The sequence below is a fragment of the Paraclostridium bifermentans genome (assembly GCF_964259345.1).
GTDB lineage: Bacteria > Bacillota > Clostridia > Peptostreptococcales > Peptostreptococcaceae > Paraclostridium > Paraclostridium bifermentans_B.
The window spans coordinates 1-16,382 of record NZ_CAXVJR010000009.1; the positions used below are offsets into that span (position 1 = coordinate 1).

The window sequence follows — 16,382 nt, forward strand, 5'->3', positions numbered from 1 at the left end:
TCCAAGCTCTCTCATTCTTTGAGCTATGTTTCCTGCTTCTTCTAAAGCACCTTCAGCAGTTTGTACCATTGATATACCATCTTGTACGTTTCTATCTGCTTGCTCCATACCTCTTATTTGAGCTCTCATCTTTTCAGAAACTGCTAATCCTGCAGCGTCATCTCCAGCTTTAGTTATTCTTAATCCTGTAGATAATTTCTCCATAGATTTTCCTGATAATGCAGTATTTTTTGCCATTTGGTTAGTCGCTATCATAGCGTTCATATTAGTGTTTATTCTCATTTTAATACTCTCCTTAGTTTTTTCGACATCCTTGTCTTTTTTGTTTATATAAAATCATACTCGGCCAAGTACTTTTCATATAATACTTATCGGAATATATTCTTAAAACTTTATACTTTTTTATTAAAAATATTTAATTTATCTTTATTAAAATTCATATAAAAGTCATTAGCTTGTTTTGATTTATTATGATCTTTAATTCTATGCTTTATTTCAGTAATTTTTTCTTCTAGTAATAGATGTATTTGATTATCAATATCTTTAATTCCATCTTTAATAAGAATATCTTTAAATATTTTTTCATCACTTACATTTTCTATTATTTCTTGTCTTTTATCTAAAATTTCATTTATATTATCTACGTCATTAGATTTTAATTTTTCAATTAATTCTAATGATATCTCTTTATACTCATTGGTAGTTTTTTTCATAATTCCTTCACCTAAATTACATTTGCATAAAATAATTCATTTGAGAATTTAATTTATTCATACTCGCCTCTAATTGACCAAATTGTTTGTATAGCTGATTTTCTTTATTATCCATTTTTCTTTGAAGATTCTTTATTGTATCAGCTTGCCTCTTTAATTGTTCAGAATAAAAGTTATTAGTCGCTGATGCAGTTTTCTCTAATCCAGCTTTTTTAGCAAATACAGATGATGAACTCCCTACATAATCATACATAGTATCATTCATCTTTTCTAACATACCATTCTCACCATTAAAAGTTTTATACACTTTATCTCCATTTGTTTCTAAAGCTTTTTTAAACTTATCTTCATTTAAAGATAATTGCCCTCTTTTTGTATAATCTTCATTAGTTGTTAATCCAGCTTCTCTTAAAAAGTCTGCATTTTCTCCAAATATAGCTGTTTGCATATGATCCATAAAACTTCTCATTTCTGAATCATTTCTTAACAATCCAACCTTTGCTTTTTTCTCCCAAGCTTCTATTTCCTCTTTTTCCATATCTTTTTTCTGTTCTTCAGTAAGAGGAGGATAATCAGTTTTTTTCTTTTCAGTTATTAACCCATACATTTCATCCATTATTTTATTGTAGTCTTCTACAAACTTTTTCATATTGTCAACAACAGGTTGAACATCTTGCTTAGAAGTCATTTGAGCTGTCCCTACAGAATTGACAGTATAGCTTATTCCATCTATTTTGAATGAGTTAGACTCTTCATTTAAAGTCTTTTTAAATCCATCTTCCCCAGATACGTTTACTATCGAGTCACTTCCTTTGACACTTCCAGTAAAATTCACCTCTGTATATTTAGGTTTTCCATTTGTATCTAGCACAAAATTTCCATTTGTATCATATTCATATTCTTTACTTTTTAATCCTAAAAATCCTAAAGCATCTGTTGATGCTCCTGTTCCTGATTCAGTAACTATTTCAAGAGAACTATTTTTACCAGTTTCACTAGACTCAATAGTAAATTTCCCTGTCATTTCACTATATGAGGCCTTTACTTTTCCATTAGTACTATTATTTATTTTTGTTACTAAAGAATCTACTGTATCTGTACTTTCTATAGTTATACTATCAGAGTATAGAGTATTTCCAGCTTCATCTTTACCGATAGCTATCTTAAATTTATCTCCAACATTAGCTCCTAAGTCGTCAACAAGCTTACTATCCCTATTCATCTGTTTTGATGAAGTTGCACTTGCAGAGTCCGCTAGTTTCACAACATCAAAGTTATAATTTATATTGCTAGCTCCAGCACTTCCAGTCGCACTTATAACATTTTCATTAGAACTAGTTATAGATAATGTATTCCAAGCACTAGTACTTACTATCGAATTAGGCGAAGTCACAGAGAAATAATTTTCTTTAAAATCTTTTATATCTTTTATAATATCTCTATATAATTCTTGTTGCCATTTTATAGTTTGTTCTTTTTGCTTTACTCTATCTATTTTAGATTGTTCTCCTGATAGCATATTTTTCACCATAGTGTCTGTGTCCATACCAGTTGCTAACCCTGGTAGTCTTATAGTATTTACACTAGTCATCTCAATTCCCCCTATCTAGCAGTCTTTATTTTTCGATCAACCTCATGCCACATATCTCTAACTTCTTCTATTAAAGGCAATACATCATCTATTATCTTTACATCTTTTTTAATATTAGCTTTAGCTAACTCATTTTTTATAAAATCATATAGATTATATAAATCTTCCATGTATTTGCCAGCACTCTTGTCCATTGTTATCATAAGTTCTAAAAATATATCTTGAACTCTAACTAGTTCTTTATGAGCTCTTGGCATGTTTTTTTCCATTATAGCTAATCTAGCTATTTTTGTGTATTTAACCGCACCATCAACTAACATCAGTAATAATTGTTCTTTAGATGCTGTGTTTACAGAATTTTGCTTATATGTATTATATGGATTTGCCGTATACATAAATTTCTCCCTCACTAATTTACTTAAATAACTTGGAAATGTCATTTATATTTGCTATAGCTTTTGAATTTTCATCTTTTACATTTTCATAAATTTCTTTTCTAAGTATCACCTTATCTTTAGGTGCATCTATAGCTAATTTAACACTTCCATCTTCTAGCTTAACTACTTTTATTTCTATATCATCACCTATTAATATAGATTCATTTTTTTTCCTAGTAATTACTAGCATTTTTATCACTCCCACTTAAAGGTTCTTTTATTTCATATTTATCGTGTTGTAATATTAATTGTTTACCTTTTTTATTCTTTATATTTACTATTATGGGAGCTTTTAAGTTAACAGTACTTTCTTTTAATGTCCTTCCTAGAGTTATCAAATTTAAAACTAATATATCTTCTGGATCTTTTACGTCCAAATTTTTTATTGTTTCATCATCTAATCTTATCTCATAGTCACTTTTTACTTCAAACGGAGATATAGCTATAAACCCTACATTTTCATCCTCAATAGAATTTATTAATTTAAATTTCGAATTTCCATCTATCTCCTCAATTTTAAAAGTTTTGTATGTCTCAAACCCTGGAAGACCTTTTTCAAATGTTACGTTCATAGTTACCTCCTAAATTATCTTAGGTAGTCCATTATACTAGGTTGTATAAGTTTGGCCCCTACTTGAACTGATGCATTGTAAATCATTTCTGCTGATTTATATTCTATGAATTTATTTACATAATCAACATCTTGAGTCAATGATAATACACCTTTCATATTTAAAATATTTTCATCATTTAGATCTTTTACCTTTTCTGCAGTACTTACTCTAACTCCAAAAGTAGTTCTAACATCTACAGAATGATTAAAAAACGAATCTATATCATCTTTTACATTACCCAACAGTTCTTCTTTATTTTTCTCTACATCTTTCCCATTTGCTATGTCATTCATAATTTTAGAAGCATTGTTTATTGCATCTAAATAATTTTTACCATCTCCTGTGAATATTTCTTCTGCTGAAACATTGTAATCTACATTAATCCCATCAGATATATCAGCTCTTAAATCTTCACTATTTATCGCTGGATTTAAACTTAATGTTACAACTCCATCTTTTTCCTCTATTATTATAGGATTTTCATCAACTGCTGTACCTGAAAACATATGTCTTCCTCCATGACTAGCATTTAATGTTTCTCCTAATTCTTTGATTTTTTCATTCATCTCAGCTTGTATAGCTTTCATCTCTTCATCTGTATAAGTTCCATTTCCAACTTTAAGTATATCTTGTTTTATATCTCCTAATACAGTTCCTAATTGTTCTAATGATGCATCCGTGTTATTCATCCAACCTACAGTTTCGTCTATGTTTTGATTATATTTTTCTGTAAATTTTATTTCGTTGTTTAAATTCATAATTTTTATAGCTTTGTGCGGATCATCAGACACTCTATTTATCATTTTCCCAGAATTAAGTTGTTCATTTATAGTGTTCATTCTTTGTAATCCCTGTTGAGTGTCATACATATGATTTCTAATCATTGAAGTGTTTGTTATTCTCATTTCTGCCTCCTAAATTATCTTACTAGTCCATTTACTACAACATCTAATAATGAATCTACCGTAGCTACAACTTTAGCACTTGCATTGTATGCATGTTGGAATTGCACTAAGCTTATCATCTCTTCATCTAATGATACTCCAGATACATTAAGCCTTGAGTTATCTACATCCTTTAAAATAGCACTTTGATTTTTTTCATTTCTTCTAACTTCTTGAGTTTCGTTTCCAAGTCTTTGAATTATATTGTTATAAAAATTATTTATAGTGATGTCTTCTCCGCCTATACTTACCTTTTCATCTTTTAGTTTATACATTTTTTCTGCTATTTCTGCACTTACATTAAGTTCAGTAGTACCATTTACTATATCATCTTTGACTTTTAATATCGGATCCGTACCTGTTTCAAATAAATCAAATCCTAAAGTATCATTAACGCCTTTTTTAACTCCATCTGCTAATTCCTTTAAATCACCTTGATATCCTTTTATCTTATCTATCATTTCAAAAGAACCTTTAATTTCTCCAGATACATTAGCTAATCCTCTAAGGTCTGCTTCTGTTATTTCAGTCCCATTTGCCATTTTATCTTTTAACAGATTTTGAACATTTTCATCTTGAATATTCATTTTAAAACTTAAATCATCTAGTATTCTATCTCTTTCATCTAATAAATCATTTGGAGTTTTCCCACTACCTTCAACTATCTTTATTTGCTTTTCAACTTCAGATAGTTGTTTTAAGTTATTATTTATATCTTTGATATTATCATCTAATTTTTTCTGAGCAGCATTACCTAATTCATTTAATTTTTTGTATACTTGACTTATACCATTTGCTAAATACTCGCTATTTTGTATAACTATATCTTTGGCACCTGCATCATTAGGGTTTTTAGAAAGTTCTTGCCAACTTGAAAAGAAATTATTTATAGATGCTGATATTCCAGTATCTGAAGGTTCGTTAAATATAGTTTCCATTGTGCTGTAATGTTCATATTTAACACTTATTTCTCCATACGAATGACTTTCATTTCTAAATTGAAAATCATAAAATGAGTTTCTTATTCTAACTATATCAGTAGCTTCAACTCCTGTACCTAATTGACCTGCTCCTAATTTGCTATTATACCCAGGATAGCTATATGCACTTTTTGCCTTTTGTTCTACTCTTTGTCTTGAATACCCAGGTGTATTCATATTGTTTATATTATGTGAAGCAGTTTGTATCGATGCTTGATTTACACTCATTCCCGATCTTGCTGATTGTAAAGTACCAAATAATCCTGACATATCTTACCTCCGTATACTATTTTCCTACCTGTCCATAAGAGTTATAAGTTCCTACTCCTTGATTCGGTTTTATAACATTCATCATTTTTTTTGTAAAAAATAATCTTTGTTTAAGAAGCATTTGATTAGCTTCCTTTTGTATCTCTATCATTTTTATATTTTCTTTTATTTCTTCATATGCTTCTTTAACTTTGTCATCATCACATCTTTCTACCAATGAAGACATTTTCACATTAGCCCCTACTAAGTTTCTTCTTTGAATCTCTAATTTAGCTATATCTCTAGATAAACCTTCTAAATCCTTAGCTATTTTATCCATTTTAGTTACTTCTTTATTTACTATAAACTCATATTGTTCATCTAATAATTTAATTAATTTTTTAAATAAATTTTTCTGCTCATATATTATAACTTTTAATTCTGGATTCAAGTTTTTCTCCTCCTAAAGTTTTTCTATTATCTTTTTAGCTAATTCTCTTGAATCTACTTTGTATGTACCACTTTCAATTTGTTTTTTTAATCTATTAACTTTTTCAATATCCATAGATTCTTCATTTGAATTTACTTTGCTTAAATATTTTCCTAACTCTGATATTTCAACCCTATCTTTATTAGCTCTGTTATTGCTATAGTTTTGATTTTTTAATTTATCTATTTTGTATATATTATTGAATGTTATTTTTGTATTATTATTAATTTTCAAAATAACTCCCTCCCTAAGAATTTTTAATATTCTTCTTGCGTAGTTTTTACTTTAGATAATCTTACTGCGATTCTATCTTGCATTATTACACTTTCACCACTTGCTATATTAGCACCATTTATATTTATATCTAAAGGTTCTTCTAAGTTCTTTTTAAGTTCTATTACTTCTCCTACTTTAAAGTTCACTATTTTACCTATTTTTTCGTGAGTTGAACCAACTACAACTTCTAACTCCATTTCAGCTCCTGAAACAGCTTCTACCGCATTCAATGGTTGTGGTTCTCCTGGTATAAGTTGTTCAAATTTAGGTTCATAAACTTCTTGTATATCTTTATTATTTTCCATTCTTAATCGCTCCTTTGTATATTATAAATATAAGTCTATTAATAGTCCGTTTATCTCGTCTACCTGAGATGCAATATCTATATTTTCTTTTTCTTCTTCAAAGAATTTTCTAGTTATACTATCAAGCTTTTCATTTACTACGTTTACAGTTTTAAAATAGTTATTGTTCCAAAAGCTATCCTTTTTATCTATTTCATACGTATAATCCACTACTGACTTTAAATATTTTTGTATAACTTGTTTATATTTAAGAACTTCATTATATCCTTTAGTTATAACTAAATCTCTACCTATATCCTTTATCTGCTTTATATAGTTTTCTATTTCTTCTTTTGATTTTAATATATTAATTTTTTTAAAGTTATCATCAAAGCTATTCACAGCTTTTTTTACTTTTGTGTCTATACTATTACTTCCACTTATAATGTTAAAATCTCTTATCTTCATATCTTAACCTCTAAATAAAGCTAAATTGCTCCTAGTTTTTTATTAATGATGTATTTTTCTCGTCCTATAATATCTATTAACTTGTAAATATCCATTGGTTTATGGCAATAATAACCTTGAACTAAATCACATTCAATACTTTTTAATTTATTGTATTCAAATTCAGTTTCCACACCTTCAGCTACTACTTTTGTTTCTGTTGAATGAATCATTTTTATCAAACTCTCAATAAATACTGGATTTTCGCTCATGTACTCTACTAAAGTTTTATCAATTTTTATTTCATCTACATTATAGTTTTTTATATAATTAATAGAATTAAATCCTTTACCAAAATCATCTATTGCAATTTTTATGCCTTTTCTTTTTATTTCATCTATTATTTCATTTATTATTATGATATCTTCTATATTTTCACTTTCTGTTATCTCTAACTTTAATAGTTTTGGATTAAAATCCAATTTTTCTATACAGTTAAATAAGTCCTGAGTAAAATGTCCATGTTCTAATTGACTTGGAGATATATTAACAGCAACATCTATAGATGTATTCAATGTGTTATTTAAATACTTAATATCTTTACAAGCTCTTTCTAATATCCACTTTCCTAGTACATTTATATATCCATACTCTTCAGAAAAGTTTATCAGTTTATCAGGAGGTATATATCCATGTTCTTTACTAAACCACCTAACAAGAGCTTCTACACCCGTTATTTTACCACTTCTTAAATTGATTTTAGGCTGATAGTATAATTTGATTTCATTTTTTTCTATAGCTTTCTCTATAGATTTTACACTTATATAATTTTCATGATTTTCATTATATATTTCAAACCCATTCCCTTTTTTATTCAATCTAGACATACAAACTTCTAGCTTGCTTATAGCATCTTCAATATTTAAATCCCCATCATCATATATAACTGCAGCCACATTACACTGAACATGAATTTTATATCTTCCAACTATTTCATCTACTATTGTATCCAACATCTTCGATATAGAGTCTCTTATTATTTCACTTTTTATAGTTGGTGTATATAAATGAAACGTAAATTTAGATAATCTTGCTAATACTATATTATCATAACTATAATTTAATCTTCTAGCTATTAACCTTAATAATCTATCACCTTTTTCACTTCCATAATTGATATTTATAAAGTTTATCCCATCTATCTTGATTTTAATTATAGATCCATTAGACTTATTATTTAGATACTGTAGAAAGTATTCTTCCTTATATGCTCCCGTTAAAAGATCCTTCATTTCCATTTTCAATCGTAAATTTTCTTTTATTCCTTTTAATTGCCTATAATTCATATTCTTTTCTCCCTATATAAACATATATAAAAATATATAGAAATTGTTATTAAGCTTCACCTTTATAGTATTTCATAACTTTAGGAACATAGTTTTGTGTTTCTTTAGGCATTAAATATATATCTTCAAGAGATTTAACTCCTCTTCTCATCATCCTAGTCGGACCTCCATTATATGCCATTAGTGCCATTTCAACATTACCATCATACCTATCTAAGTATTCTTTAATATGTCTTGTTCCCCCATCTATATTTTGTTCTATATTAAATGGATCTGTAATCCCAAGATCTCTGCAGTTTTCTGGCATAAGTTGCATTAACCCTTTTGCCCCTGCTGATGATTCACAATTTGGATTAAAGTTTGATTCTACTTTTATTATTGACTTTATTAAGTTTTCATCAACTCCATATTTCTGTGATGATATTTTTACAGCATTTTCTATTCTAGCGCTTACATCTTCACTCTTAGCTTCTACTTCTATTTTATTGCTATTGTGAGATGAATTCACAGTATTTATATCATAAAAATTATCATTATAGTTACTTTGATTAACTATGTTATTAGAATTATATATCTTATTTTTATTTGATATTGCTTCTAATAAACTTATCATTACCATATCAAATCCTTTATTTTTACTATTACATTTACAGCTATTATAACTATTATTAGACATTAAAGCTGTCATTGCTAACAATTCTATATTATCAATCATATCGTCACCTCTAATATATACTTCTATTAATAATACGACCTTTTTATTAAATACTTAAGTCCTTTACACTATTATATTTAATTAATGCAAAAAATTCGCTTTACATAAAAAAATAAGGCCATATATATAGCCTTATTTTTATATTAAATGTATATTAATCTAAATTTCTTAAGTCATCCATTAACTTAGTCTTATCTGCTGTTTTTTCATCTTTCATTTTTATTATTTTAGCAGGAGATCCAGCTACTACTGCTCCAGCAGGAACATTTTCTGTAACAACAGATCCTGCAGCTACTACTGCTCCTTCTCCTATTCTAACACCTTCAAGTATAACTGCATTAGCACCTATCATAGCATTATCTTCTACTATAACAGGGTCAGCTGAAGGTGGCTCTAATACACCAGCTACTACTGCTCCAGCTCCAAGGTGAACATTTTTACCTAAAGTTCCTCTAGCACCTATTACAGCATTCATATCTACCATAGATCCTTCTCCAACTACTGCACCTATATTAATTACCGCTCCCATCATTACTACAGCATTTTTACCTATAGTAACCATGTCTCTTATATAAGCACCTGGCTCTATTCTTGCATGTTCATGTAAGTAGTTATACATTGGTATAGCAGAGTTTCTTCTATCATACTCTATATGCATATCAATTAAATTTTCTTTTTCATTTTCTAAAACTGTCTTTATAGCTTCATAATCACCTATTATAGTGTATGATCCATTGTTTCCAAACACCTTATAATCTTCTGTTGATTTAGCTTTTAACTCTCCATTAACATAAACCTTTACAGGTGTCTTTTTCTCTACTGTTTTTATATATCTTGCTATTTCATATGCGTCATTTAAGTTTATCATTTGTGTCCTCCTATTAATTTAACATATCATCCATATTATAGTATCCAGCTTCTTTATTAGCTAAATATTTAGCTGCTGTTATTGCTCCATTTGCAAATATATCTTTAGATTGAGCTCTATGACTTATCATAACCTCTTCATCTAATCCTGCAAATATAGCTTCGTGTTCTCCTACTATTGTTCCACCTCTTATAGCGTGTATACCTATTTCATTTTCAACTCTTTTAGCATCTCTACCATGTCTTCCATAGTTATAAATAGCTTCTGGTAAAACTTCTTTCATTGCATTAGCTACCATTATAGCTGTTCCACTTGGTGCATCTACTTTTTTATTATGATGCTTTTCTATTATTTCTATATCAAATCCCTTTAATGCTTTTGCTGCTTCTTTTACAAGTTTTAGCATTACATTAACACCTAAAGACATATTAGAAGAATGGAATATTGGTATTATTTTAGAAGCTTCTTTTATTTGTTCTAGTTGTTCTTTTGTAAACCCTGTTGTAGCTATAACTAAAGGTGTTTTTGTTTTAAGTGCATAACCTAAAACATCATCAAGAGCTGAGAAGTGCGAAAAATCTATTATAACATCAGCTTCTTCTTTTATTTCACTCATTTTAGTATATAGTTTGTAGTCAGGTGTTTCTCCCGTTGGCATAGAGCATCCACAAACTAATTCTAAATCTTTATCTTCATTTACACATCTAGTAAGAACTTTTCCCATCTTACCTAATGCACCATTTACTATGACTTTTATCATTGTACCCTCCTATAATTTAAATCCGTAATTTACAAGTTCATCTTTTAAAGCATTTAAATTGTTTTCTTCCATAGGAGCAAGTGGTAATCTTAAATCTCCAACTTCAAATCCTAATATATTCATAGCTGTTTTTACTGGTATAGGATTAACTTCTATAAATAATTTATCTATTAATGCTTTCATACCAAGTTGTAATTCTCTTGATCCTTTAACATCTCCATTTAAAAACTTATCTACTAAGTCGTGAGTTTCTTTAGGGCATATATTTGCAACAACAGATATAACTCCGACTCCACCTAGAGATAATAAAGGTAATATTGAATCATCATTTCCTGAATATATTGCAAAATCTTCTGGAACTAATCTAGCTATCTCCGCTACTTGCGCTATATCTCCACTAGCTTCTTTAACAGCTACTATATTTTCTATTTTTGCAAGTTCTGCTATTACACTTGGTTTTATATTAACACCTGTTCTTCCTGGAACATTGTATAATATAATAGGTAATTTTGTACTTTTAGCTATAGCTTCAAAATGAAGTTTAAGTCCTCTTGCATTAGTTTTATTGTAGTAAGGAGTTATAACTAATAGCCCATCTGCACCTAACTTTTCAGCCTTTTGACTTAACTCAATAGAGTGTTTAGTATCATTTGAACCAGTTCCAGCTATTACAGGTATTCTTTTATTAACTTTTTTTACAGTATATTCTATAACTGATGCTTGTTCTTCATCACTCATAGTTGTAGACTCACCTGTAGTACCACAAACTATTAATGCATCTGTTTTATTTTCTATATGGTATTCTATTAACTCTCCAAGTTTTTCAAAATCCACACCATTTTCATTAAAAGGAGTAACTAATGCAACTCCAGAACCCTTAAATAACATACTCTTTTCCTCCTAATTTTATACTAAATTATATTTTAAAAGAAGCTCAGCTATTTGAACTGTGTTAGTTGCTGCACCTTTTCTTATATTGTCAGCTACTACCCACATATTTATTCCACTATCAACACTAAAGTCTTTTCTAATTCTACCTACAAAAACTTCATCTCTTCCACTAAGTTCAAAAGCTGTAGGATATATATTGTTTGATGGATCATCCATCACTTCTAATCCATCAGAATTAGATAATATATTTTTTAATTCTTCTATATCAAAATCATTTTCAAACTCAACATTTATAGATTCACTATGGCCATTTACAACAGGTACTCTTACTGTTGTAGCTGTAATTTTCAAGTTATAATCATTTAAAATTTTCATAGTTTCATTTATCATTTTCATCTCTTCTTTTGTGTATCCATTTTCCATAAATACATCTATATGAGGTAAGCAGTTATACGCTATTGGATGAGGATAAAAACTATTAGGCACTCCTTTTATTCCATCTTCTAAGTCCTTAGTACCTTTTACTCCTGATCCTGATACTGCTTGATATGTTGAGTATACAATTCTTTTTATCTTATATTTATCATGAAGAGGCTTTAATGGAACCATAGCTTGTATAGTAGAACAATTTGGATTTGCAATTATACCATTGTGTTCTTTAACTGCTTCTGGATTAACCTCAGGTACAACTAAAGGTACTTTTTCATCCATTCTCCATGCACTTGAGTTATCTACAACAATAACACCTTTTGATGCAGCTATTGGTGCATACTTTTCACTCACACTACCACCTGCTGAAAATAGTGCTATTTGTATATCTCTATCAAATGAATTTTCATTTAGCTCTTCTACTATATATTCTTTACCCGCAAATTCTATTTTAGAACCAGCAGATCTAGCTGAAGAAAACAGGTATAAGTTATCTATTGGAAAATTTCTATCTTGTAAAACTTTCAAGAAAGTTCTTCCTACCATACCAGTAGCTCCAACTATAGCAACGTTTACTTTTTTCATATCTATCCTCCTCGAATCAATTAAAATCATCTTTTAATCCAATTATATACGTAATTCTAGTATATATGAGATTAAATATCAATAAACCTAGATAAACATGGCATTAATCGCAATAGTTTTAATAATTTAAGCATTAATATCCATATCTAAATATCTATATTATATATTATGATATATTTATATTTTTAGTGATTTAATTATAATTACTTATAAACTTGCAATTAAATTACAACTATGATATAATTCATGTAATTTGAATACCATCACCAAATAAAAACCGATAGATTAGCAATAATCTATCGGTTTTTATTTGTTCTAAATTATACACAATTGACTATAAATTCTTTAAATAAGTTAAGCATACCTGTATCATGATCAACCATCAATTCAGGATGCCACTGTACTCCAACTACAAACTTTTCATTTTCTTTTTGTATAGCTTCTATTACTCCATCACTAGAATAAGCTATAACTTTCAAATTGCTTCCTAATGTTTTAATACTTTGGTGATGGTAGCTATTAACTAAAGTTTTTTCTTTAATAATATTATAAAGTATAGAACTCTCTTTTATATTTATGTAATGTGTACCAGTATATGTTTTTGCTTCTTGACTATGTTTTATATAACTACCTTTTATATATTTTAAGTCTTGATATAAACTTCCACCTAAGGCTACATTTAATATTTGTAAACCTCTACATATTCCTAATATAGGTTTCTTCAACTCCAAAGCTATTTTTATAGCTTCTATATCAAATTCATCTATCACCGGATGTACATACCCTAGTTCTCTTGATGGTTCCTCTTTGTATACGATAGGATTTACATCTTCGCCTCCTGATATTAATATTCCATCCATAGCTGCTATCTGATATTTTATATTTTCTTTATTAGTATTTACAGGTATAACAACCGGCACCCCTCCTGCTTTTTCTACAGCATGTACATATGCATTAGGTAAATGTACTCTTTCTAGCCCGTTAAAAACGCCTGAATCTATAGTAGCTAAGTTAGCTAATATTCCTATTAAAGGTTTCATAATTATCCCCCTACCTTCACTAAATTTTCTAAAATAAATTTAGGTCTCATTTCTCCAATTACATCTTTTCTTGCATTTAATAATTTAGGATTTGAAAACTTGCTAAGTTCTTTTAATTCTTCTTCATTTATTAAATTTAGTTGTCTTAAAACCTCCATTGTTGCACATGCTGTTGCCTGACCTGAACCATCGTCAATTTTAACAGCTATTCCTATGTTATTTTTCTTATCTCCTACTAAATAAACACCCTGCGCTCCTGCTTTTCCAAATATTCTATCACCACATACGTTCATAAGCGCAGTACAAAATCTATCTCTACCTGCAACCATCTCAGGATATTTCATCATAGATTCTGTTATTTTCTGTGCATATACCCCTTTATACCCTAACTTTTCGTAATCTGCCAATCTTGCAAATCCATATGCAAATTTTTCTAACGGCATAGCATGAACAGGTGCCCCACATCCATCTATCCCTATTTTTATATCTTCTTTGTTATAACCACATACATAAGCTATATTTTCTAATATTCTTTGTTGAACAGGATGATTTATATCTAGATACGTATCTAAATCTTCATTTAGATTTTTAGCCGATATTAACATTCCACTATGTTTCCCAGAGCAATTGTTATGTTCTTGAGTTAAAGTTTCTCCACTTTCTATTAACTCTTTATATATTTGACTATTTCCCGGAACATGTATACCACAATTTAGTTTATCTGTACCTATACCAGCTTTTTTTAATATTTCTCTAGTACATTCAACATGATATGGTTCTCCTGAGTGTGAAGAACACATAAAAGATATTTCTCTATCTGTTATCTTATATTTTTCGGTCGCTTTAGTTTCTAAAACTTGAATAGCTTGTATTGGTTTTACTGATGATCTTGCATAAATTACTTTTGTAGGATTTCCATATGAGTATATTAGTTCTCCATTAGAATTCACAACTGCTATGTGAGCACTATGAGTGCATTCTACTAAATCTCCTCTTGTTACTTCTATTGCTTTATTCATAAGCATCCCCCTAATAAATTTTCTCTACCCTAATATATATTTATTTTTTTGTAAATTAATCCTTCTATTTTTATAAAATTTGCTTAATATAAAAAAACTACCAAATAATATTTAATAGTAAAATTATTTGGCAGTTATACTTTTATATTAATTTAGGATCTATATCATTTTTTCCCTTACCATAAAGTTTTAAGTTCCTCAATGCAGGTCCTTCTATTACATTTCCTTTATAATCAAATCTTGATGCATGACAAGGACAATCCCATGTTTTTTCAGCTGAATTAAATTTTAATTCACAGCCTAAATGAGTACAAGTAATATCTAATATATATATATTATCATCGTAATCTCTATAAGCTCCATATCTTTTTCCTTTTATTTTTATAGGTTTACCTTCACCTTTTATAATAGGCAATTTTTCGTCTTCTATTTGAATTTTTCCTTCTATATAATTCATAACTACATTTATATTTTCTATAAAAAATTCAGTAGTTAATAAGTTTTTCTTTCTAGATGGATTAAATAACTTTTCATACTTAGACTCTCGATAACATATTAAATCTCTTATAATCATAGCTGCTAATGTTCCATTACTCATACCCCATTTACAAAATCCAGTTGCAACATATATGTTATCCTCATTTTTATTTATATAACCTATATATGGTACATTGTCAAAACTAATATAATCTTGTGCTGACCATCTATAATCAAATTTTTCTACATTAAATTTTTCTTTAAATTTCTCTTCCAACTTAGGATATATTTCACCTTCATCCTTGCACTGCCCTACTTTATGATCTCCACCTCCTGCTATTATTAACTTTTTATTACCTTCTTCATATGTTTTAAAAGTAATTCCCGATTCATCTACATTTAAATACATACCTCTTGGTATTTTAGAATTATATTCTCCACATACTAAGTAAGATCTATCTGCTTTTTCTTTAGAAAAATATAAATTAAGTCCATCATAAAAAGGAAAGTGGCTTGCCAGTACAACATTTAAAGCATTTATTGATTTTTGCTCCTTAGTTTTCAATTCATACTTATCATCTTTTTCATAGTTTACTATAGGTGTATTTTCATACACTTTGACACCTAAATCTATACATATGTTTAACAAAGAATCTATATATTTTTTAGGATTAAACTGAGCTTGATTTACAAACTCTATAGCGCCTTTTACATTAAATGGTATATCTAAATTATCATAGTAAACACTTTCAACTCCAATTTTTTTACATGTATCGTATTCATCTTTTAATTCCTGTAAATAATTTTCATTTTCCGTAAATATATATGATGATATTCTTTCAAAATTACAATCTATATTATTTTCTCTTACTATTTCATCTATCAAATTTATAGCTCTATTATTTCCTTCATAATATAGCTTTGCACTTTCTAAATTATATTTTTCACTTATTTTAGAATATATAATTCCATGTTGTGATGTTATTTTACCTGTATTTCTTCCAGAACTTCCATATCCTATTTTATTTGCATCTACAATAGCTGTTTGTATTCCTTTTTTAGCTAATAAATACGCCGTCGTTACCCCTACTATTCCACCACCAATTATAAGGGTGTCTATCTCCAAGTCTTCTTCTAGCTTTTTAAATCTTTGTCCTTCTGAGCTTAATATCCAATATGATTCGTTCATTTTATATCTCCTTTTTACATAGACTTTATTATATTGGT

Annotated in this window: 21 protein-coding genes; all 21 read right to left on the reverse strand. The window is 28.5% G+C overall.

Annotation, left to right across the window (positions count from 1 at the left end):
• A partial coding sequence (locus ACEXNK_RS15090; protein ID WP_445013624.1) for a flagellin N-terminal helical domain-containing protein occupies positions 1 to 282 on the reverse strand: 282 nt, incomplete at its 3' end.
• Between the two features lie 110 nt (positions 283 to 392).
• Positions 393 to 713, reverse strand: a complete 321-nt coding sequence (locus ACEXNK_RS15095; protein ID WP_373600014.1) for a hypothetical protein — start codon at positions 711 to 713, stop codon at positions 393 to 395.
• A 16-nt stretch (positions 714 to 729) separates the two neighbouring features.
• On the reverse strand, positions 730 to 2,304 hold the full coding sequence (gene fliD, locus ACEXNK_RS15100; RefSeq protein ID WP_373600013.1) for a flagellar filament capping protein FliD: 1,575 nt from the start codon (positions 2,302 to 2,304) through the stop codon (positions 730 to 732).
• Between the two features lie 11 nt (positions 2,305 to 2,315).
• Positions 2,316 to 2,699 (reverse strand): flagellar export chaperone FliS, encoded by a 384-nt coding sequence (gene fliS, locus ACEXNK_RS15105; RefSeq protein ID WP_373600012.1) that lies wholly within the window; start codon positions 2,697 to 2,699, stop codon positions 2,316 to 2,318.
• A gap of 19 nt (positions 2,700 to 2,718) precedes the next feature.
• Positions 2,719 to 2,931 carry a carbon storage regulator CsrA gene (gene csrA, locus ACEXNK_RS15110; protein WP_373600011.1) on the reverse strand — a complete coding sequence of 71 codons (213 nt, stop codon included), beginning with the start codon at positions 2,929 to 2,931 and terminating at the stop codon, positions 2,719 to 2,721.
• Positions 2,915 to 3,313, reverse strand: coding sequence for a flagellar assembly protein FliW (gene fliW, locus ACEXNK_RS15115; protein WP_373600010.1), 399 nt, complete (start codon positions 3,311 to 3,313; stop codon positions 2,915 to 2,917). The genes csrA and fliW overlap by 17 nt, the downstream gene beginning before the upstream one ends.
• A 14-nt stretch (positions 3,314 to 3,327) precedes the next feature.
• On the reverse strand, positions 3,328 to 4,260 hold the full coding sequence (locus ACEXNK_RS15120) for a flagellin N-terminal helical domain-containing protein (RefSeq protein ID WP_373600009.1): 933 nt from the start codon (positions 4,258 to 4,260) through the stop codon (positions 3,328 to 3,330).
• 14 nt (positions 4,261 to 4,274) lie between these two features.
• A complete protein-coding gene (flgK, locus tag ACEXNK_RS15125) occupies positions 4,275 to 5,549 on the reverse strand; it encodes a flagellar hook-associated protein FlgK (RefSeq protein WP_373600008.1) in 1,275 nt (424 codons plus the stop codon).
• 16 nt (positions 5,550 to 5,565) lie between these two features.
• Positions 5,566 to 5,979 carry a flagellar protein FlgN gene (locus tag ACEXNK_RS15130; protein ID WP_373600007.1) on the reverse strand — a complete coding sequence of 138 codons (414 nt, stop codon included), beginning with the start codon at positions 5,977 to 5,979 and terminating at the stop codon, positions 5,566 to 5,568.
• Positions 5,980 to 5,991: 12 nt separating this feature from the next.
• The gene (flgM, locus tag ACEXNK_RS15135) at positions 5,992 to 6,252 is read right to left on the reverse strand and encodes a flagellar biosynthesis anti-sigma factor FlgM (protein ID WP_373600006.1); all 261 of its coding nucleotides are present in this window, start codon (positions 6,250 to 6,252) and stop codon (positions 5,992 to 5,994) included.
• A gap of 23 nt (positions 6,253 to 6,275) precedes the next feature.
• Positions 6,276 to 6,599 (reverse strand): FliM/FliN family flagellar motor switch protein, encoded by a 324-nt coding sequence (locus tag ACEXNK_RS15140; protein ID WP_373600005.1) that lies wholly within the window; start codon positions 6,597 to 6,599, stop codon positions 6,276 to 6,278.
• A 21-nt stretch (positions 6,600 to 6,620) separates the two neighbouring features.
• On the reverse strand, positions 6,621 to 7,046 hold the full coding sequence (locus ACEXNK_RS15145; RefSeq protein ID WP_373600004.1) for a YaaR family protein: 426 nt from the start codon (positions 7,044 to 7,046) through the stop codon (positions 6,621 to 6,623).
• A gap of 20 nt (positions 7,047 to 7,066) precedes the next feature.
• A complete protein-coding gene (locus ACEXNK_RS15150) occupies positions 7,067 to 8,371 on the reverse strand; it encodes an EAL domain-containing protein (protein ID WP_373600003.1) in 1,305 nt (434 codons plus the stop codon).
• A 49-nt stretch (positions 8,372 to 8,420) separates the two neighbouring features.
• A complete protein-coding gene (locus tag ACEXNK_RS15155) occupies positions 8,421 to 9,086 on the reverse strand; it encodes a lytic transglycosylase domain-containing protein (protein WP_373600002.1) in 666 nt (221 codons plus the stop codon).
• Between the two features lie 154 nt (positions 9,087 to 9,240).
• Positions 9,241 to 9,954 (reverse strand): 2,3,4,5-tetrahydropyridine-2,6-dicarboxylate N-acetyltransferase, encoded by a 714-nt coding sequence (gene dapD, locus ACEXNK_RS15160; protein ID WP_373600001.1) that lies wholly within the window; start codon positions 9,952 to 9,954, stop codon positions 9,241 to 9,243.
• 13 nt (positions 9,955 to 9,967) lie between these two features.
• Positions 9,968 to 10,714 carry a 4-hydroxy-tetrahydrodipicolinate reductase gene (gene dapB, locus ACEXNK_RS15165; RefSeq protein ID WP_373600000.1) on the reverse strand — a complete coding sequence of 249 codons (747 nt, stop codon included), beginning with the start codon at positions 10,712 to 10,714 and terminating at the stop codon, positions 9,968 to 9,970.
• A gap of 9 nt (positions 10,715 to 10,723) precedes the next feature.
• Positions 10,724 to 11,602 carry a 4-hydroxy-tetrahydrodipicolinate synthase gene (dapA, locus tag ACEXNK_RS15170; RefSeq protein WP_373599999.1) on the reverse strand — a complete coding sequence of 293 codons (879 nt, stop codon included), beginning with the start codon at positions 11,600 to 11,602 and terminating at the stop codon, positions 10,724 to 10,726.
• A gap of 18 nt (positions 11,603 to 11,620) precedes the next feature.
• The gene (locus ACEXNK_RS15175) at positions 11,621 to 12,619 is read right to left on the reverse strand and encodes an aspartate-semialdehyde dehydrogenase (RefSeq protein ID WP_373599998.1); all 999 of its coding nucleotides are present in this window, start codon (positions 12,617 to 12,619) and stop codon (positions 11,621 to 11,623) included.
• A 320-nt stretch (positions 12,620 to 12,939) separates the two neighbouring features.
• Positions 12,940 to 13,659, reverse strand: a complete 720-nt coding sequence (locus tag ACEXNK_RS15180; protein ID WP_373599997.1) for a gamma-glutamyl-gamma-aminobutyrate hydrolase family protein — start codon at positions 13,657 to 13,659, stop codon at positions 12,940 to 12,942.
• Positions 13,660 to 13,661: 2 nt separating this feature from the next.
• The gene (locus tag ACEXNK_RS15185) at positions 13,662 to 14,678 is read right to left on the reverse strand and encodes an asparaginase (protein WP_373599996.1); all 1,017 of its coding nucleotides are present in this window, start codon (positions 14,676 to 14,678) and stop codon (positions 13,662 to 13,664) included.
• Between the two features lie 142 nt (positions 14,679 to 14,820).
• On the reverse strand, positions 14,821 to 16,344 hold the full coding sequence (locus ACEXNK_RS15190) for an FAD-dependent oxidoreductase (protein ID WP_373599995.1): 1,524 nt from the start codon (positions 16,342 to 16,344) through the stop codon (positions 14,821 to 14,823).
• Between the last annotated feature and the right edge of the window lie 38 nt (positions 16,345 to 16,382).